The 17,816-nt window shown below is 68.3% G+C and carries 17 protein-coding genes; 11 read left to right on the forward strand and 6 right to left on the reverse strand.

All coding sequences use genetic code 11. The features are described 5' to 3' along the window. Positions 1-123: 123 nt before the first annotated feature. A complete protein-coding gene (locus VF329_10460) occupies positions 124-534 on the forward strand; it encodes a peptidylprolyl isomerase (protein HEX7081425.1) in 411 nt (136 codons plus the stop codon). Next, entirely contained in the window at positions 531-797 is a 267-nt protein-coding gene (locus VF329_10465; GenBank protein ID HEX7081426.1) for a hypothetical protein, read from the forward strand. The genes VF329_10460 and VF329_10465 overlap by 4 nt, the downstream gene beginning before the upstream one ends. Positions 798-889: 92 nt before the next feature. On the opposite strand, the gene VF329_10470 is transcribed toward VF329_10465, so the two are convergent. Both VF329_10470 and VF329_10475 read right to left on the reverse strand, forming a co-directional pair. Continuing rightward, a complete protein-coding gene (locus VF329_10470) occupies positions 890-1,477 on the reverse strand; it encodes a membrane-associated protein (protein ID HEX7081427.1) in 588 nt (195 codons plus the stop codon). Between the two features lie 55 nt (positions 1,478-1,532). Then, on the reverse strand, positions 1,533-2,033 hold the full coding sequence (locus VF329_10475; GenBank protein ID HEX7081428.1) for a hypothetical protein: 501 nt from the start codon (positions 2,031-2,033) through the stop codon (positions 1,533-1,535). Between the two features lie 225 nt (positions 2,034-2,258). Here VF329_10475 and VF329_10480 point away from each other — a divergent pair, with 225 nt between their 5' ends. From VF329_10480 to VF329_10505, 6 genes are all read left to right on the forward strand, one after another. Continuing rightward, positions 2,259-4,481 (forward strand): NADP-dependent isocitrate dehydrogenase, encoded by a 2,223-nt coding sequence (locus tag VF329_10480; protein HEX7081429.1) that lies wholly within the window; start codon positions 2,259-2,261, stop codon positions 4,479-4,481. Positions 4,482-4,656: 175 nt separating this feature from the next. Then, positions 4,657-5,619, forward strand: coding sequence for a tRNA dihydrouridine synthase DusB (dusB, locus tag VF329_10485; GenBank protein ID HEX7081430.1), 963 nt, complete (start codon positions 4,657-4,659; stop codon positions 5,617-5,619). Continuing rightward, on the forward strand, positions 5,595-6,281 hold the full coding sequence (locus tag VF329_10490; GenBank protein ID HEX7081431.1) for a DUF1080 domain-containing protein: 687 nt from the start codon (positions 5,595-5,597) through the stop codon (positions 6,279-6,281). Before dusB ends, VF329_10490 begins: the two co-directional genes overlap by 25 nt. Further along, positions 6,256-6,711, forward strand: coding sequence for a hypothetical protein (locus VF329_10495; protein ID HEX7081432.1), 456 nt, complete (start codon positions 6,256-6,258; stop codon positions 6,709-6,711). Before VF329_10490 ends, VF329_10495 begins: the two co-directional genes overlap by 26 nt. 54 nt (positions 6,712-6,765) lie before the next feature. Further along, entirely contained in the window at positions 6,766-7,926 is a 1,161-nt protein-coding gene (locus tag VF329_10500; GenBank protein ID HEX7081433.1) for an efflux RND transporter periplasmic adaptor subunit, read from the forward strand. Then, positions 7,923-11,042 (forward strand): multidrug efflux RND transporter permease subunit, encoded by a 3,120-nt coding sequence (locus VF329_10505; GenBank protein HEX7081434.1) that lies wholly within the window; start codon positions 7,923-7,925, stop codon positions 11,040-11,042. The genes VF329_10500 and VF329_10505 overlap by 4 nt, the downstream gene beginning before the upstream one ends. 180 nt (positions 11,043-11,222) lie before the next feature. On the opposite strand, the gene VF329_10510 is transcribed toward VF329_10505, so the two are convergent. After that, positions 11,223-11,666: a hypothetical protein gene (locus tag VF329_10510; protein ID HEX7081435.1), complete on the reverse strand. Its 444-nt coding sequence runs from the start codon at positions 11,664-11,666 to the stop codon at positions 11,223-11,225. A gap of 820 nt (positions 11,667-12,486) precedes the next feature. Here VF329_10510 and VF329_10515 point away from each other — a divergent pair. Next, positions 12,487-12,810: a DUF6496 domain-containing protein gene (locus VF329_10515; GenBank protein HEX7081436.1), complete on the forward strand. Its 324-nt coding sequence runs from the start codon at positions 12,487-12,489 to the stop codon at positions 12,808-12,810. 99 nt (positions 12,811-12,909) lie between these two features. Here VF329_10515 and VF329_10520 read toward each other — a convergent pair whose 3' ends face one another. Further along, positions 12,910-13,107: a hypothetical protein gene (locus VF329_10520; GenBank protein ID HEX7081437.1), complete on the reverse strand. Its 198-nt coding sequence runs from the start codon at positions 13,105-13,107 to the stop codon at positions 12,910-12,912. A gap of 212 nt (positions 13,108-13,319) precedes the next feature. Then, positions 13,320-13,766 carry a Cu(I)-responsive transcriptional regulator gene (gene cueR, locus VF329_10525; GenBank protein ID HEX7081438.1) on the reverse strand — a complete coding sequence of 149 codons (447 nt, stop codon included), beginning with the start codon at positions 13,764-13,766 and terminating at the stop codon, positions 13,320-13,322. A 250-nt stretch (positions 13,767-14,016) separates the two neighbouring features. Here cueR and VF329_10530 point away from each other — a divergent pair, with 250 nt between their 5' ends. Both VF329_10530 and VF329_10535 read left to right on the forward strand, forming a co-directional pair. Next, positions 14,017-16,143 (forward strand): copper-translocating P-type ATPase, encoded by a 2,127-nt coding sequence (locus VF329_10530; protein ID HEX7081439.1) that lies wholly within the window; start codon positions 14,017-14,019, stop codon positions 16,141-16,143. A 65-nt stretch (positions 16,144-16,208) separates the two neighbouring features. Then, positions 16,209-16,640, forward strand: coding sequence for a GNAT family N-acetyltransferase (locus VF329_10535; protein HEX7081440.1), 432 nt, complete (start codon positions 16,209-16,211; stop codon positions 16,638-16,640). A 9-nt stretch (positions 16,641-16,649) separates the two neighbouring features. On the opposite strand, the gene VF329_10540 is transcribed toward VF329_10535, so the two are convergent. Beyond that, positions 16,650-17,756: a 3-deoxy-7-phosphoheptulonate synthase gene (locus VF329_10540; GenBank protein HEX7081441.1), complete on the reverse strand. Its 1,107-nt coding sequence runs from the start codon at positions 17,754-17,756 to the stop codon at positions 16,650-16,652. Positions 17,757-17,816: the final 60 nt, after the last annotated feature.

Here is a 17,816-nt window from a genome sequence, read left to right on the forward strand (position 1 = left end):
GTCCGCCCTGCGCTTCACCCTCAGCTCGACCCGGAGGAACGAGGGTCGTGAACGCCCGCGGCGGCCCGGCCACCGGCCGTCGCTTTCTTCTCGCGCCGCCGCGCGCATGGAGGAGGGAGATCGATGATCGAAGCAGGGAAAACAGTCGCCTTCAGGTACACGCTCAGGCTCGAGGACGGCTCCGTCGTGCAGAGCAACGAGGACGGCGAGCCGCTCAGGTACGTTCACGGCGAGAACCAGCTGCTGCCCGCGCTCGAGCGGGAGCTCGAAGGGCTCGACGTCGACCAGCGCAAGCAAATCACGCTCGCGGCCGACGAGGCATACGGCGAGGTGCGGCCCGAGGCGTTCCGCGAGGTGCCGGCCGAGCAAATCCCGGAGAATGCGCGGCGGGTCGGGGCGCAGCTGAGCGCGGAGGGCTACGATGGGCCGATCCGGGTTCACGAGGTGAACGACGACAAGGTCGTGCTCGACTTCAACCACCCGCTTGCCGGCCGCAGCCTGAAGTTCGACATCCACGTGGTGTCGATCGAATGAGCGGGCGCACGCCGAACGACGAGCCCTTCGAGCTCGTGTCCGTGGAACGCAGCCCGCCGCCCGATGGCAGCGAAGGTAACGACTGGTTCAGCTACCGGATCGCCCAGGGCACGAACACGATCACGGGCTACCGGCAAGGCAGCCTCGCGGCGATCAAGGCGTCGCTCCAGGAGATCGTCGTCGCGTTGAACGAGCGGCGTTCGCCGAAGCGCGGTCGCGTGCAGCTCACGCAGACGCGCAAGCCGAAGCCCGCCGCGGGCTGACGGCCCCCGGGTCGCCCCACAGCCTTCCAGCGGCGCGGGCCGTTCCGTGCCCGCCTCGGCGGGAGGCCGCCGTCGCGGAGCCGCCGCGCGGACTAGCCGAACACGGCCGACAGCAAGAAGTGCGTCGGCACGTAAACGAGCAGCGGGTAGGCGAGCATCATCGCCCAGAAATGCCAACGGGCCGGCAGCGGGCTCGCCGGCGGATGGCCGAATCCCCGCACCCAATTGACGTTCTTCTCCGGCGGCGCGAAGGCGAGGCTGGCCGGCAGCACGATCCACGCGGCGACGGTCTGCGCGGCGAGCGCCCGCGGATCGTAGCCGTAGCGGTGCAGCAGCCACAGAAGCGCCGGCGGCAGCGCGAGATGGAACAGCGAAAGGGCGCGCAAATAGCGTGGTATGCCCGGGTCGAACATGTACGCGGCCAACGTCGACACCGTCCTGCCGAAGAAAAGACCCGACAGAAACGACACGACCCACAGCACCTCGGGCAGCAGGACCGCAAGCGCCATCATGCTCGCGATGAACGCGTTCTCGAGCCACAGCGCGGCGAGCACGCCGATCAGCGCGATGTCGGAGAACCACAGGAAGTTCGAAGGGCCGTAGTTCACGACGTAAACGGGCACCACGACCGCGGTCATCGCCGTGAACAGGATCGCGAACGCGAGCGTGATCACGTCCACGGCGGGCAAAGGCTCGGGGCGGCGCAAGCGCCGTGCGCGCGCGGCATGACGGTGCTCAGGGCGACACGACGGGTTGGAGAGCGAAGCCGGCGCGAAGCTCGTCGACCGTGCGGTACCGGCCGATGTCGGCATTGCGCTCGAGCAGCGCTTCGGCGCGCGCGCGAAGCGCCGGGTCAGATACGTGCTCGTCGCGCATCGCTCTTGCCGCCTCGGGCCGCCGCAGAGCGAGCTGCGCGATGACGCTCACCATCGCCTGCTGCCGGCGCGCATCCGAGCTGAAGGCCGACAGGACGCCGCGGTCGACGTCGTCGTCGCTACTGGCGGCCGCCGAGAGCAAAGCCGCGAGCGCGCCGTCTCGCTCTTCGCCGGCCGGGAGGCTCATGACCCAGCCGCGCGCCGCTGCGGGTCGGCTTGGGCATAGGCCCGCGCGATCGCCGAGATCCATTGCGGGCGCGCCTCTTGTGGGATGCGCGCCGCCACGGTCGGGCAGCAACGCGTAAACGCCGAGCGCGCCGCAAACGGCGCCGCCCAGGGCTGACAGGAGAATGCGCGTCATCTTGCGTCTCCTTCGTGTCGAGCGCGACGGGCTCGGGCCGACGATTCGGTATATCAGAAAGTCGCGCAACGGGAAACGCCGGCGGCGACCGTATCGAGGCTCGAGCGCCTGCTCGAAAGCGCTCGGGAGGGGCGCGGGCTGCTCCGAGCGGGCGCGGCCCCTATAATGGCCGGCTCCGCCGGGCGTCCGATCGTCCGGCGCGCATGACGAGGACGTGAAACAGGCATGACGACCGCAAAGATCATTTATACGCTCACGGACGAGGCGCCGGCGCTGGCCACGTACTCGTTGCTTCCGATCGTGCAGGCGTTCACGAAGGCCGCGAACGTGGTTGTCGAGACGCGCGACATCTCGCTCGCCGGACGAACGCTCGCAGCGTTCCCGGATTTCCTCACGCCGGAGCAGCGGCGGCCCGACGATCTCGCGGAGCTCGGCGAGCTCGCGCAAACGCCGGACGCGAACATCATCAAGCTGCCGAACATCAGCGCGTCCGTTCCGCAGCTTACTGCCGCGATCAAGGAGCTGCAGGGGCAGGGCTACGCGCTTCCGAATTATCCGGAGGAGCCGCGAAACGACGAGGAAAGGCGCATCAAGGAGCGCTACGCGAAGGTGCTCGGCAGCGCGGTCAACCCGGTGCTACGGGAAGGCAACTCCGACCGGCGCGTGGCGGCGGCCGTCAAGCAGTATGCGAAGAACCATCCGCACTCGATGGGCGAGTGGAGCCCCGACTCGAAGTCGCACGTCGCGCACATGAGCCGCGGCGATTTCTACTCGAGCGAGCAGTCGGCGGTCCTGGAGAAGGCCGGCGAGCTCAGAATCGAGCTGACCGACGCGAGCGGCGAAAAGCACGTGCTGAAGGATCGCGTCGAAGTGCTCGACGGGGAGACCATCGCCGCCGCGGTGATGAGCTGCCGCGAGCTGCGCGCGTTCTACGAGAAGGAGATCGACGACGCCAAGTCGCAAGGAGTGCTGCTGTCCCTGCACCTCAAGGCGACGATGATGAAGGTCTCCGACCCGATCATGTTCGGGCATGCGGTCACCGTCTACTATCGGGACGTGTTCGAGAAGTACGCAACGCTTTTCGACGAGCTCGGCGTGGAGCCGAACAACGGCATCGGCGACGTCTACGCGAAGATCGAGAGCCTTCCGCGGGAGAAACGTGCGGCCATCGAGGAAGAGATCGGCGCGGTCTATCGAAAGCGGCCGCCGCTCGCGATGGTCGACTCGGACAAGGGCATCACGAACCTGCACGTGCCGAGCAACGTGATCATCGATGCTTCGATGCCGGCCGCCATCCGATCGTCGGGCAAGATGTGGGGTCCGGACGGCCGCTTGCACGACACGAAGGCCATGATCCCGGACCGCTGCTACGCGGGGATTTATCAGGCCGTGATCGATGACTGCAAGCAACACGGCGCCTTCGACGTGCGCACGATGGGCAACGTGGCGAACGTCGGGCTGATGGCGCAGAAGGCCGAGGAATACGGGTCGCACGACAAGACGTTCGAGATTTCGACGCCGGGTACGGTGCGCGTGCTCGACGCCGACGGCCGGGTGCTGACCGAGCACGCGGTCGAGGCGGGCGACATCTGGCGAATGTGCCAGACGAAGGACGTCGCCGTGCGCGACTGGGTCAAGCTCGCCGTGAGCCGCGCTCGCGCCACGGGCGCGGCCGCGATCTTCTGGCTCGACGAGCAGCGTGCGTACGACCGCAACATCATCGAGAAGACGCGCCGCTACTTGGCCGAGCACGACACGTCCGGGCTCGACATCACGATCATGTCGCCGATAGACGCGATGCGGGCGACGCTCGCGCGGGTGCGCCGCGGCGAGGATACGATCTCGGTCACCGGCAACGTGCTGCGCGATTACCTCACGGATCTCTTTCCGATCCTCGAGCTCGGCACGAGCGCGAAGATGCTGTCGATCGTGCCGCTGCTCGCCGGGGGCGGGCTGTACGAGACCGGCGCCGGCGGCTCGGCGCCGAAGCACGTGCAGCAGTTCCTCGCGGAGAACTACCTTCGCTGGGACTCGCTCGGCGAATTTCTCGCGCTGGCGGTCTCGATCGAGGATCTGGGCCGCAAGACCGGGAACGGCCGCGCGCTGGTGATCGCCGAGGCCCTGGACCGCGCGAACGGCCTGGTCCTCGAGAACAACAAGTCGCCGGCACGCAAGCTCGGGGGGCTCGACAACCGCGGCAGCCACTTCTACCTCGCGCTCTACTGGTCGCGCGCGCTCGCGGACCAGACGTCGGACCCGGGCCTCCGCACGGCTTTCGCCCCGATCGCCGAGCGCCTCGAGCGCGACGAGGCGAAGATCGTCGCGGAGCTCACCGCCGTGCAGGGGCACCCGGTCGACATCGGCGGCTACTATCATCCGGACCCGGTCCTCGTGGCCAAGGCAATGCGCCCCAGCCCGACCTTCAACGCCGTCATCGACGGAATGTGACCGCCAAATGAACGGTGCCGGACATGCGTTCCGTGCATCCGGTGCCGGACGTGAGCGTCTTGCACTTCTGCTCGCAGTAGGGCGCGGCGCCGCGTGCCCGTGCCCGGCACCGCACGCACCGGATGCGGGCCCGGCAGCGAGCGCACCGGATGCACGCCGGGCACCGCCGCCGCTGATGCTCGCGCCGATGGCGGGCGTGACCGACAAGCCGTTCCGGCTGCTGTGCAGGCGGCTCGGCGCGGACTACGCCGTGTCGGAGATGACGACGGCCGATCCGCGGCTGTGGCACACGCCGAAGAGCCGCCGGCGCATGGATCACGCCGGCGAGCCGGCGCCGGTCGCGGTGCAGATCGCCGGCGCCGAGCCGCAAGCGCTGGCCGAGGCCGCGCGGCGGAACGTGGATCAGGGCGCCGAGATCATCGACATCAACATGGGCTGCCCGGCGAAGAAGGTTTGCAACGCCTGGGCCGGGTCGGCCCTGCTTCGCGACGAGGCGCTCGTCGGACGCATCCTCGACGCAGTCGTCGCGGCCGTCGACGTTCCCGTCTCGCTGAAGATTCGTACCGGCTTCGATTCTCAACACCGCAACGGCCTGCGGATCGCGCGGATCGCGGAGCAGGCGGGCATCGCGATGCTGGCCGTGCACGGCCGCACGCGCGACATGCATTACACCGGCGAGGCCGAGTACGAGACGATCGCGGCGATCAAGCAGGTCGTGCGGATACCCGTCGTCGCGAACGGCGACATCGACTCGCCCGAGAAGGCAGCAGCCGTGCTGCGGGCGACGCAGGCGGACGCGCTGATGCTCGGCCGCGCCGCGCAGGGGCGTCCGTGGATCTTCCGCGAGATCGGCCATTTCCTGTCCACCGGCACGTTGCTCCCGGAGCCACCGCTTCGCGAGATCCGCGACATCCTGCTCGGGCACGTCCGCGCGCTGCACGAGTTTTACGGTGAGGAGACCGGAGTGCGCGTCGCGCGCAAGCATCTCGGCTGGTACGCGAAGGACCGTGCGGAGAACGCCGCTTTCCGGGAGGTCGTTTGCCGCGCGGAATCGGCGGACGAGCAGCTCCGCCTGACGGCGGAATATTTCGACGCGCTGGAGGCGGGAGTCGAATGGCGACGAAAGGCGGCGGCCTGAGCGGTCGACTTCGGCCGGAAAAGGCGCTGCGAGAATCCGAGCGAGCGCCCGCTTCACGAATCGCCGCCGGGCTCCTCGCGCTGTCGGCGGCCGTCGCGGCCGGAGGGGCCGGCGCGCAGCCGGTCTCGTTGTTCGACGGAACGCTTGGCGGATGGATCGTCGAGAACGGCGCGGACGTCGACGTGCGCGACGGCGTGCTCCGGGTGGCGGCGCCGCGCGGCTGGCTGCGTTCGGCCGGGCAGTACGACGACTTCCGGCTGCGCGTCGAGTTCCGTTTCGTGACCGACGACGCCGACAGCGGCATCTTCGTTCGCGCCGTCGCCGACGGCACGTTCGGCCGCGGCTGGCCGAGCAACAGCTATCAAGTGCAGCTGCGCAACCCCGTCGGCGAGAGCCGCTTCCCGCCGGTAGGGGGCATTTTTCGCCACGGCCGCCCTTCCGGCGACATGCGTTTCGACGAGGCGCTCGCGGAACGCACGTCCACGGGCACCGGCGAGTGGCAGACGCTCGAGATCGACATGGTTGGAGAGTCGCTCACCGTGAAGCTGAACGGCGTCCAGTTGACCGAAGCGTCCGACATCGTGAACCCTACCGGCTACATCGGCATCCAGGCGGAGACCGGAATCGTCGAGTTCCGTGCGATCGAGATCGCCGAGCGTTGAGCAGCGCCTCCGCGCTCCCGGCCGCATTCCGTCGGGCACGCGCTACACCGTCCCGCCGGACGTCCTCGCCGCGCTCGGACGTCTCTTCGGCCGATCGGAAGTCGATCGAATCGCGGTCGTGTATCGACCCTGGTACGTGCACGCCCACCTGATGCTGATCGGCGCGCGCGTCGGCTCGGTGACGCGGCCCGAGCGCATCTATACGAACATTGCCGAGGACGTGTTCTTCGCGCTCGACCGCCACGTCCTGCACGAGTACTACCACGTCGTGCAGCAATGGGGCAGGGAACGGATGACGCGTGTCGGCTACCTGCTCAGCAGCGCGCGTCGCGAGCGAGAGGCCTGGGATTTCGTCGAGGCCAACTTGGACCTCTACCGACTGTCGAAAAGACTTCTCCCCGAGCGACTAAGGGGGCGCGAACCGCGATGAAGGACCGCAGTCACTTTTGGTATCATGCCGCCCCCCTCGCGAAGGAGCTTTTCCGTGCCGAGCAAGAATAGGGCTGCGTGGGGCGCCGCCGGCGCAGCGCTGCTCGCGATCCCGTGGCTCACCGCTTGCGAGCAGCCGGCCGCCCAGCAGGCGGCCCAGCCCCGCGTCCCGGTCACCTCTCTGGAAGTGCGCGCCGGTGAGCTTCCGCTCGCGCTCGAGTATGCCGCAGAGCTCCACGGCGTCCGCGAGGTCGAGGTGCGGGCACGGGTCTCGGGCATCCTGCTCAAGCGGCTGTACGACGAAGGGGCGCCGGTCAAAGCCGGCGAGGTGCTGTTCAGGATCGACCCGGCGCCGTTTCGGGCGAACGTCGAGCGCGCACGCGCCGAGCTCGGCTTGCAGCAGGCCAACTTGCGACAAGCCGAGCGCGAGCACGATCGCATCTTGCCGCTGTTCGATCAGGGGCTCGCAAGCCAGCGGGATCGCGACAACGCGGTCGCGGCATACGAGACGGCGCGGGCGGCCGTGGCTGCCGCGGAAGCGGCGCTGCGCACGGCCGAGCTCGAGCTCTCCTACACGGACGTGCGCGCGCCGATCGACGGGCTGACGAGCCGGGAGGTGCGCTCGGAAGGCAGCCTCATCACGGCCGGCACCGACTCGAGCCTGCTCACGTATATCGTCCAGACCGATCGGATGTACGTCGATTTCGCCGTGCCCGAGGCCGACGCGGGCCGGTTGCGGGCGGCGCTTGCCGAGAATCCGGCGGAGGTGAGGGTCCGGGTCATCGGGCCGCCCGGCACGCGCCCCGCGACGGCGCAGATCGAGTTCATCGCACCGCGGGTCGACGAGGCTACCGGGACCGTCGCCGTGCGGGCGCTCTTCGACAACGACGACGGCGTATGGCTGCCCGGCCAGGTCGCGCGTGCCCGCATCGAGGGTGTGAGCGTCGAGGACGCGCTCGTGATCCCGAAGCGCGCGATCATGAATGGTGCGCAAGGGACGTTCGTGTGGCGCATCGACGAGTCGGGCGCCGTTGCCGCGCAGCCGATAGAGGTCGGAGTGTCGTCAGGCAACTATGCCGCAGTGACGAACGGCCTTTCGAGCAGCGATCGCATCGTCGTCGACGGCCTCCTGAAGGTGCAGCCGGGCGCGCTCGTCGAGGCCACCCCGATACGCGCCGCGCAAGGCGGCGGCGTTTCGGCGGAAGGCTCGCGGTGATCTCGAACTATTTCATCGACCGGCCGCTCTTCGCGACCGTGGTCGCCGCTTTCATCGTGATCGCGGGCCTCGCGGCGTTTCGCGCGCTGCCGGTCGCGATGTACCCGGACATCACGCCGCCGCAGGTGAGCGTCACGACGGTGTATCCCGGCGCGAGCGCCGACGTCGTTGCCGAGACCGTCGCCGCGCCTCTCGAGCAGGCGCTCAACGGCGTCGAGAACATGCTGTACCTGCGCTCGGCGAGCTCGTCGAGCGGCTCGCTCGAGATTGCGATCACGTTCGCCGTCGGAACCGACCCCGACATCGCGGTGATCAACGTCCAGAACCGCGTGCAGAGCGCGCTCCAACTGCTCCCGGAGGAGGTGCGCCGGCAGGGCGTGACCGTCGCGAAAACCCTGCCGAGCTTCCTCCAGATCATCACGCTCGACTCTCCCGACGGCCGTTACGACGATCTCTTCATCTCGAATTACGCGACGCGGAACGTGCTCGACGAGATTCGCCGCATCCCCGGCGTCGGCAACGTGCAGGTGTTCGGCGCCCGCGACTACTCGATTCGAATCTGGCTTCGGCCCGACCGCTTGGCCGAGCTCGGGCTGACGCCCTCCGACGTCGCCGAAGCGGTGCGGGAGCAGAACGCGCAGTCTGCCGCCGGCCGGCTCGGCGACGAGCCGATGCACGAGCGCGTCGATATGACGCTCACCGTGACGACTCAGTCCCGGCTGTCCGACCCGGAGCAGTTCGAGCAGATCGTGCTGAAGACCGGCGAATCGGGCGAGATCGTGCGTCTCGGCGACGTGGCGCGTGTCGAGCTCGGCGCGCGTGACTACTCCTTTGGGCTGACGCGCAAGGGCCGTCCCGTCATCGGCGCGGCAGTGCAGCTCGCACCGTCGGCGAACGCGCTCGAGACGTCGCGGGCCGTGTACGAGAAGATGGAGGAGCTCGCGCAGCGCTTCCCCGCCGGGCTCACCTGGGCGGTGCCGTACGACACGAGCGAGTACGTGCGCGTCTCGATGCGCGAGGTCGCGATGACCTTCGTCGAGGCGATGGTGCTCGTGTTTCTCGTCGTCTGGGTCTTTCTGTACAACCTTCGCGCGACGGTCATTCCGTCGCTCGCGGTCCCGGTGTCGTTGATCGGTACGTTCGCCGGCATGTATTTGCTCGGCTTCTCGATCAACTCGCTCACGCTCTTCGGTATGGTGCTCGCGATCGGCATCGTCGTCGACGACGCGATCGTCGTGCTCGAGAACGTCGAGCGGCACATGCGCACGGAGCACATCGACTCGCGGGAGGCCACGCGCCGCGCGATGGCCGAGGTGAGCCGCCCGGTCATCGCGATCGTGCTGGTGCTGAACGCCGTGTTCCTGCCGGTCGCGTTCCTCGGCGGGCTGGTCGGCGAGATGTACCGGCAGTTCGCGATCACGATCGCCGTGTCGGTCACGATCTCGGGCTTCATCGCGCTCACGCTCACGCCCGCGATGTGCGCTCGGCTTCTGCGCACCGGCGAGGTCGAGCCGAAGGGGCCGCTGCGCCACTTCGATACGGCGTTCGGCAAGCTCACGCGCCTTTACACGTCGGGCGTCGGCTGGGTGCTGCGCCACGGCGTGGTCGCCGCGGCCCTGATCGCGGTCATGCTGCTCGCGACGTGGCTCGTGGCGCGCAGCGTGCCGACCGCGCTCGCGCCGAACGAGGATCAAGGCTACGTGATCACGATCGCCGCTCTGCCGCCGGCGGCGTCGCTCCAGCGCACGCGTGCCGCGCTCGAGCAGCTCGACGAGGCGACCTTCGAGCATCCCGCCTACGAGGACAACATCACCGTCGCCGGCTTCGACGTGCAGACCAACGCCCAGCGGAGCAACGCCGGCGTGAGCTTCGTGCTCCTCAAGGACTGGTCGGAGCGGGAAGCGCCGGGCATGAGCTCGCAGGAGGTGGCCGCGGCCCTGTTCGCCGCCGGCACGGCGATCGAGGACGCCTTCATCTTCTCCCTGTCGCCGCCCCCGATCGAAGGGATGTCGAACACGGGCGGCTTCGAAGGTTTCGTGCAGATGCGCTCCGGCAGCGACTACGCGGCGCTCGAGCAGGCCACGCAGGCCCTCGTCGCGGCGGCCGCGGCACGACCGGAGCTGATCGGCGTCGGCACGTCTTACTCGGCGCAGGTGCCGCGCGTGCAGATCGACGTGGACGTCTCGAAAGCGAAGCTTCTCGGCGTCGACATGGACGACGTGAACGTCACGCTGCAGAGCACGTTCGGCGCGTTCTATGTGAATGATTTCAACCGCGACGGGCGCGTGTACCGCGTGCAGCTTCAGTCCGAGGCGAAGTATCGTGCCCATCCCGAGGACGTGCGCGACGTCTATGTGCGCTCCTCGAGCGGTGCGATGCTGCCGCTCACGGCCATTGCGACGGTGAAGTCCCTCACCGGCCCCGACGTCATCGAGCGCTTCAACCTGTTCCCGTCCGCGCGCCTGTCGGGCGAGCCGGCACCGGGCTACAGCTCGGGACAAGCGCTCGCGATCATGGAGCAGCTCGCGGCCGAGTATCTGCCGGACGGCTTCACGCTCGCCTGGTCGGGAATCTCGTTTCAGGAAAAGACGAGCGGCCAGAACACCGTCGCGATCTTCGGCCTCGCCGTGCTCATGGTATTTCTGATCCTCGCCGCGCAGTACGAGCGGTTGACGCTGCCGTTCGCCGTCATTCTCGCGGTGCCGTTCGCCGTGTTCGGCGCCTTCATGGCGGTGTGGCTGCGGGGTATCTACAACGACCTGTACCTTCAGATCGGGCTCGTCACGCTGGTCGGGCTCGCGGCGAAGAACGCGATCCTGATCGTCGAGTTCGCCGCGCACATGCATCGGGAAGGGATGACCCGGGTGCAGGCCGCCGTCGAAGCGGCGCGGCTTCGCTTTCGGCCGATCGTGATGACATCGCTCGCGTTCATCCTCGGCGTCGTGCCGCTCGCGGTCAGCTCGGGCGCAGGGGCCGCGAGCCGTCACTCGATCGGGACGGGCGTGATCGGCGGAATGCTGGCGGCGACCTTCATCGCCGTGCTGTTCATCCCGTTGTTCTACGTCTGGAGCTCGCGGGTCGGCGCCCGTCTTCGCGGGGAACGCCGCTCCGCGTGAGCGGCCGCGTCCTCCGAGCGGTCGTGTCGCGCAAATATCCAAACATGGTGCTTGCCGGGGCCCACAGCCTCCTGATATCGCCGTCGTAGGGTTCGGGGTTGCGCAGAGCGACGCGTATCGCCGCCGCGATAACGCGCTTCGCGGCGAGCTCGGCTTCGAGCGCCGCTGCACCCATGCCGTTCATCGATCCGGATCGACCACGTCCTCGAGCCCATCCGTAATGTCCGAAGCGGTGTCCACAGCGATCCCGACAAGGACCGCGCCCACGGCGGCACCCAGTCCGATGCTTTTCGCGATCGAGGTCCTCTCGACCTCGATCCTGGCGATCTCGTCAGGCTCAATCTCCTGCAGAGCTCCGACCTCGTCGGTTCCGGTCAACCCCTCGGACGTCCAGCTGACGAACGACAGGTCGACCTCGCTTCCATCCCGCAACGACACGAGCACCGTCTCTCCGGGGTCGACTTCCTGCCATGCCGCGGAGCCCGATGGCGGCTCTACCGTCTGCATCGTCGTGCACCCGGACGCGGCCAGCTGGGCAGCAGAACTGCACTGCACCACGAGTGCACGCGGTTTGATCCACCATCGCGTGCGTCGGCCTGCCCGCTCCTGATTCTCTGCGCGCATGATCGTCCCCCCTCCTTCGCGTGCCTGATCCGCCGCCAGTGCCTTTCGTGCCGCCGGAATCGCTGCCGCCGCCGCACGCGGCAAGAAGCAGAATGATGATGATTGCAGCCGCTCGGCCCGCGTTCGAAGTCATGCGAATACGCCTCCCGAGTCCCACGCTCGTGGATCGGCGCATCCTCGCGATGGGGGTAGCCGGAGAATGTGAACCAGGTCGCATTTGACCTCGATGGTGCAGAAATGCTTCGAGGAGACACACCGCGAATCGGCGGCTCTGCTTCGCGTGAAAGACGGCGTAGAGCCGGACGATGCTCTTCATCTGCCCGCTGGAGCAGCGCATTTGCAGCCTGGTAATTCTCTTCCGCGGAGGGATTTACGAAACGATTCTCATTCAGAAAACGCCTCCGCGGAGTCCGCGGCACTCGGCTTCGACAAAGAGCAGCCTGTCGTCGGCCCGGTCGTCGGCGTCGTCCGCAGACGTCTACTTCGAATCTCTGCACAAGCCGATTCAGCCGTAGCGCTACTCGCCTCGCAGTTTCGAGCGACTCTCGTGTCTTTAAACCGCCAAAGTCCCGCAGTTCCGCGCGGCGCTGTTAGGGATATTCGCGGGCGTGGCCCTGCTGCTGACCTTCCGTGGCTGCTGGGCGGCCGCCTGCCTGTCGTCTGAGTGTCCCCGACGGGCCGGATCATCGCGGTCATAACGGCGTCGTAGCCTGCCGTGCCCGCGCCCGTGGGGTCGAGCGCCAATTTGCACGCACTCGTTGCAACCCGCTTGGCACGATTCGTGCTGATCCGGAAGCACACCGACGGCGGGACGAGAGAGATGGCGAGAAAGTACGGCAAGAAGGCGTCGAAAAAGGTCGAGCGCGCGATGCGGGAGCGCAAACGCGGCAAGCTGCGCAGCGGCAAGTCCGGGAAAAAGGTGAAGAGCCGTAAGCAGGCGATCGCGATCGGGCTCGCCGAGGCGCGCCGCGAAGGTGCGAAAGTGCCGGGCAAGCCGGGGAGCAGGAAGAAGGGCTCGAAGAAGAAAGCCTCGAAGAAAAAGGCCTCGAAGAAAAAGGCATCCGGCAAGAAGCGGTCGAGCCGGAACAAGAGCAAGAAGAAATCGACCCGGAAGCGAACGACGAAGAAGCGCTCGAAAAGCTAGCGGAGCGTTGCCGGACGGCGACGAAGCTTCGCGGCAACAGTGCCGGGATGCGGTCCCGGGGACGCTACGAAGCGCTTCGCGCCGACCTCGGCGGCCGGTCTACCCGGGCTCGCCGCTTTCCTCCGGCACGCGGGACAAGAGGCTCCGGACTGCGTCGAGCTCCGGATGCCACGGATTGGCGCGGAGCAGGTCGTCGAATAGCGCACGATAGGCGGCATCGCGGAGCAGGCTCTGCTCGTCGACCGGATAGCCGCGAGCCTGCAGGTACCTGACACCGTCTTCGATCAGTCTGTTCATCGAATCTGCACTTTCTCGCTCATCGTCTCGTTCGGCCGCCGCGTTTGCGCGGACGTCCATCACAGTCACAGCAAAAGGCGTGCCGGACTCCCAAACCCGCGAAACTCGCGGCTTTGCAGGGATCCGCTCCCGAGAGCTGTAAAGAAAGGCGTCACCCGAGCCCGACGCCGCCGCGCAACCGCTTCCGGACGACACCGTGCAGCACGGCCTCGTCAATCGGGGCGGGTCAGCTCCTCCAGGATCGGGCAGGTTGGGCGATCGTCGCCGTGACAGCTGTCCGCGAGGTGAACGAGTGTTTTTCGCATGGCATCGAGCGCCCGGATCTTGTCTTCGAGCTCGGCGATGTGCGCGAGCGCGACGCGCTTGACCTCGGCGCTCGGCCGCCGCTCTTGCCACAGCCCGAGCAATGTGCGGATTTGCTCGATCGGGAACCCGAGCTCGCGCGCACGGCGGATGAAGCGAAGCGTATGCACGTCGTCCGGGCCGTACAGGCGGTAGTTCGCGAAGGTGCGCGCCGCTTTCGGGATCAGCCCGATCGACTCGTAGTAGCGGATCATCTTCGCGGACACGCCCGCCGCCTCGGCCGCCTCGCCGATGTTGAAGTAGCCGGCTTTGCGGGCCGCGTCGAGCTCGACGGGGCTCGCCGTTCTCCTGCTCATCCCTCGCTGCCGCTGCGGGTTGACCTTCCCATCATTGGAAGGTCAATTCTAGGGGTGCCGCGGAGCTTCGACAACGGCCGCGTCGAGGAGGATGGGATTGATGCGGGAAATGACGAGCGATCGAGCCAGACAAGCGGACCGCCGCAGTCACGCCGAAGCGGGGCACGGGGCGCACGAATCGACATCGAGCCGGCACGCGCACTGCGGCTGCCACGGAACGGACTCGAAGCGCCGGCCTTCGCCGGCCGCGGTGCAGGCCGGAAAGTGGACCTGCCCGATGCATCCCGACGTCGTTCGGGACGGCCCGGGCTTTTGCCCGAGCTGCGGGATGGCGCTCGAGCCGATGGTCGTCACGAGCGCCGACGAGGCGGAGAACCGGGAGCTGCGGGATATGACGCGCCGCCTCGTCGTGAGCGCGATCCTCACCGTGCCGCTCGTGGTGCTCGCCATGGCCGAGATGATTCCCGCCCTGCCGCTCGCAGGGCTCGCGCACGGCCCTTTGATGGGCTGGATCGGCCTCGTGCTCGCGACGCCGGTCGTGCTGTGGGGAGGATGGCCGTTCTTCGTGCGCGGCGCGTATTCCATCGCCACGCGCCGTCTCAACATGTTCACGCTGATCGCGCTCGGCGTCGCGGCGGCGTACGCGTACAGCGTCGCGGCCGTCGTCGCGCCGGGAATCTTCCCGGCGGCGTTTCGCGGCGAGGGCGGCGAGGTGGCCGTCTATTTCGAAGCGGCCGCCGTCATCGTCACGCTCGTGCTGCTCGGGCAGGTGCTCGAGCTGCGCGCGCGGAGCCGCACCGGGGCCGCGATTCGCGCGCTGCTCGAGCTCGCGCCGAAGACGGCGCGCCGGATCGGCGCGGACGGCACGGAGGAGGACGTCCCGCGGGACGAAATCGGTGTCGGCGATAGGCTGCGCGTCCGTCCGGGCGAGAAGGTGCCCGTGGACGGGACGGTGATCGAAGGCGAAAGCGCCGTCGACGAGTCGATGATCACGGGCGAGCCGATGCCCGTGGAGAAGCGCGCGGGCGACGAAGTGATCGGCGGCACGATGAACTCGACCGGCTCGCTCGTGATCCGCGCGGAGCGAGTCGGCGCGGACACGTTGCTCGCGCAGATCGTGAGCATGGTCGCCGAGGCGCAGCGCAGCCGAGCTCCGATTCAACGCCTGGCGGACGTCGTGGCGTCGTACTTCGTGCCGGCCGTCGTCGTCGCCGCAATCGTCACGTTCGTCGCATGGTCGCTGCTCGGGCCCGCCCCGGCGATGGCCTACGGGCTCATCAACGCGATCGCCGTGCTGATCATCGCGTGCCCTTGCGCGCTCGGGCTCGCCACGCCGATGTCGATCATGGTCGCGGCAGGGAAGGGCGCCTCCGTCGGCGTGCTGTTCAAGAACGCCGAAGCGATCGAGCTCCTGCGCGAGGTCGACACGCTCGTCGTCGACAAGACCGGCACGCTGACCGAAGGGAAGCCGAAGCTCGTCTCGGCGGTGACGACGGGCGGCATCGGCGAGGACGAAATGCTCGCCCTCGCCGCGAGCCTCGAGCGCGGGAGCGAGCATCCGATCGCGGCGGCGATCGTGTCCGGCGCAATGGACCGCGGCCTCGCGCTCTCCGCCGTCGAGGAATTCCGTTCGGTGACCGGAAAGGGAGTCGTCGGCCGCGTCGGCGGGCAGCGCATCGCGCTCGGCAACCGCGCGCTGCTCGCGGAGCTCGGCCTCGATGCGGCCGCTCTCGCTGCGCGCGCCGAGACGCTGCGCACGGAAGGCCGAACCGTGATGTATGTCGCGCACGGCGACGAGGTCGTGGGGCTCGTCGCGGTCGCGGACCCGATCAAGCTCACGTCGGCCGAGGCCGTCCGGGACTTGCAGGCGGACGGCGTGACGCTGTCGATCGCGACCGGCGACAACGAGACGACGGCCCGGGCGGTGGCCCGGCGTCTCGGGATCGACGAGGTGCTCGCAGGAGTGCTGCCGGAGCACAAGGTCGAAGTCGTGAAGCGCCTGCAGGCCCAAGGCCGCAAGGTTGCGATGGCCGGCGATGGCGTGAACGACGCTCCGGCGCTCGCGGCCGCCCACGTCGGCATCGCGATGGGCACCGGCGCGGACGTCGCGTTGGAGAGCGCCGACGTGACGCTGGTTCGCGGCGACTTGCGCGCGATCGCCCGCGCTCGGCTGCTCAGCCGGGCGACGATGCGCAACATCAGGCAGAATCTGTTCTTCGCCTTCGTCTACAACGCGCTCGGCGTGCCGATTGCCGCGGGCGTTCTCTATCCCGCGTTCGGTCTGCTGCTGAGCCCCGTGATCGCGGCGGCGGCGATGAGCTTGAGCTCCGTATCGGTGATCGGCAACGCTTTGCGGCTGCGCCGCGCTCGCGTTTGAGCACGGCGGGCACGGCGGTCGAGGGGGTTAGACTGTCGTCCTGTCCGTAGCACCGGGAGCCGATCATGGCGAGCGTCGAGGTCCGCGACGCCGATTTCCACACCGACCGTGCCGAGATCAGGCGCATTCGATACGCCGTGTTCGTCGACGAGCAGGGCGTGCCCGAGAGCCTCGAGCTGGACGACCGCGACCCGCTCTGCGCGCACGTGCTCGCGTACGTCGGCGGGGAGGCGGTCGGCACCGGCCGTCTGGACCTCGACAAGGGCGGCAAGATCGGGCGCGTCGCGGTGACCGCGGCGGCCCGCCGTCGCGGCGTCGGCTCGGCGATCATGCAGTGGCTGCATCGGCGCGCCGAAGCCGACGGACTGCGGAGCGTGTGGTGCCATGCGCAGGTCTCGGCCGCGCCGTTCTACGAGCGCCTCGGTTACCGAATCACGAGCGACGTCTTTCTCGAGGCGGACATCGAGCACGTGAGGATGGAGCGAACCTTGCCGTGACGTTGCGGCTCAGGCCGCCGTCACGTCTTTCCGCAGCGTGCGCGCCTCGAAGGCCGTGCTTTCGGCGGCGCGCCTTTGCCGTACCGCAGCAGCGAGCCGCTCGAGCACGGCGACCGACTCGTCCCAGCCGAGACACGCGTCGGTGACGCTCTGGCCGTACGTCAGGGGCCGCCCCGCCTCGAGATCCTGACGGCCGCCGACGAGATGGCTCTCGACCATCACGCCGATGATCCGCTTCTCGCCGTTCTCGATCCGCGCAGCGATGCTCTCGACGACCTTCGGCTGGTTTTCCGGCCGCTTGCCGCTGTTCGCATGGCTCGCGTCGATCATGACTCGGGGCGGCAGGCCGGCCTCCTCGAGCAGCTTCGCTGCCGCGTCGACGCCCGTCGAGTCGTAGTTCGGCACCTTGCCCCCGCGCAGGATCACGTGGCCGTCGCGGTTGCCGGTGGTGGCGGCGACCGCCGAGCGGCCGTCCTTCGTCACGGCCAGGAAATGGTGGGGCTCGGAAGCCGCGCGCACCGCATCGACGGCGATCTTCACGCTGCCGCCGGTGCCGTTCTTGAAGCCGACCGGGCAGGACAACCCCGACGCCATCTCGCGATGAATCTGGCTCTCCGTCGTGCGCGCGCCGATCGCGCCCCAGGCGACGAGGTCGGAGATGTACTGCGGCGAGATCGTGTCGAGATATTCGCAACCGGCCGGCAAGCCGAGCGCATTGATCTCGCAGAGCAGCCGGCGGGCGAGGCGCAAGCCCTTGTTGATTCGGAAGCTGCCGTCCAGATCCGGATCATTGATCAGCCCTTTCCACCCGACCGTCGTGCGCGGCTTCTCGAAGTAAACCCGCATCACGATCTCGAGCGCGTCGCCCAGGGCGTCGCGCAGCGGTCGAAGGCGCTCCGCATAGTCCATCGCCGCAGCCGGGTCGTGAATGGAGCAGGGCCCGATCACGACGACGATACGGTCGTCCCGGCCCCGCAAGATCTCGTGGATGGCTCTTCGTGCCGCGGATACCGTCTCGGACATCGAGTCCGTGCACGGCAGGTCGCGGATCAGCTCGGCCGGCGTGACGAGCGGCTCGAGGCTGCGGATGCGCAGGTCGTCGGTATGGGGCGCCATGACTTTTCCTTTCACTTTCGTCGCTGGAGCCCGCGAGATCCGGCGGCCCGAAAAAAAAGC

Source organism: Gammaproteobacteria bacterium (genome assembly GCA_036381015.1).
In the GTDB taxonomy this organism is placed as follows: Bacteria; Pseudomonadota; Gammaproteobacteria; order Steroidobacterales; family Rariloculaceae; genus ZC4RG20.

Bases quoted from the DNA above. Each gene is read 5' to 3' on its own strand.
- VF329_10460 (HEX7081425.1), top strand. From the start codon at position 124: ATGATCGAAGCAGGGAAAACAGTCGCCTTCAGGTACACGCTCAGGCTC.
- VF329_10465 (HEX7081426.1), top strand. From the start codon at position 531: ATGAGCGGGCGCACGCCGAACGACGAGCCCTTCGAGCTCGTGTCCGTG.
- VF329_10475 (HEX7081428.1), bottom strand. From the start codon at position 2,033: ATGACGCGCATTCTCCTGTCAGCCCTGGGCGGCGCCGTTTGCGGCGCG.
- VF329_10480 (HEX7081429.1), top strand. From the start codon at position 2,259: ATGACGACCGCAAAGATCATTTATACGCTCACGGACGAGGCGCCGGCG.
- dusB (HEX7081430.1), top strand. From the start codon at position 4,657: ATGCTCGCGCCGATGGCGGGCGTGACCGACAAGCCGTTCCGGCTGCTG.
- VF329_10490 (HEX7081431.1), top strand. From the start codon at position 5,595: ATGGCGACGAAAGGCGGCGGCCTGAGCGGTCGACTTCGGCCGGAAAAG.
- VF329_10510 (HEX7081435.1), bottom strand. From the start codon at position 11,666: ATGCGCGCAGAGAATCAGGAGCGGGCAGGCCGACGCACGCGATGGTGG.
- VF329_10515 (HEX7081436.1), top strand. From the start codon at position 12,487: ATGGCGAGAAAGTACGGCAAGAAGGCGTCGAAAAAGGTCGAGCGCGCG.
- VF329_10520 (HEX7081437.1), bottom strand. From the start codon at position 13,107: ATGAACAGACTGATCGAAGACGGTGTCAGGTACCTGCAGGCTCGCGGC.
- cueR (HEX7081438.1), bottom strand. From the start codon at position 13,766: ATGAGCAGGAGAACGGCGAGCCCCGTCGAGCTCGACGCGGCCCGCAAA.
- VF329_10535 (HEX7081440.1), top strand. From the start codon at position 16,209: ATGGCGAGCGTCGAGGTCCGCGACGCCGATTTCCACACCGACCGTGCC.
- VF329_10540 (HEX7081441.1), bottom strand. From the start codon at position 17,756: ATGGCGCCCCATACCGACGACCTGCGCATCCGCAGCCTCGAGCCGCTC.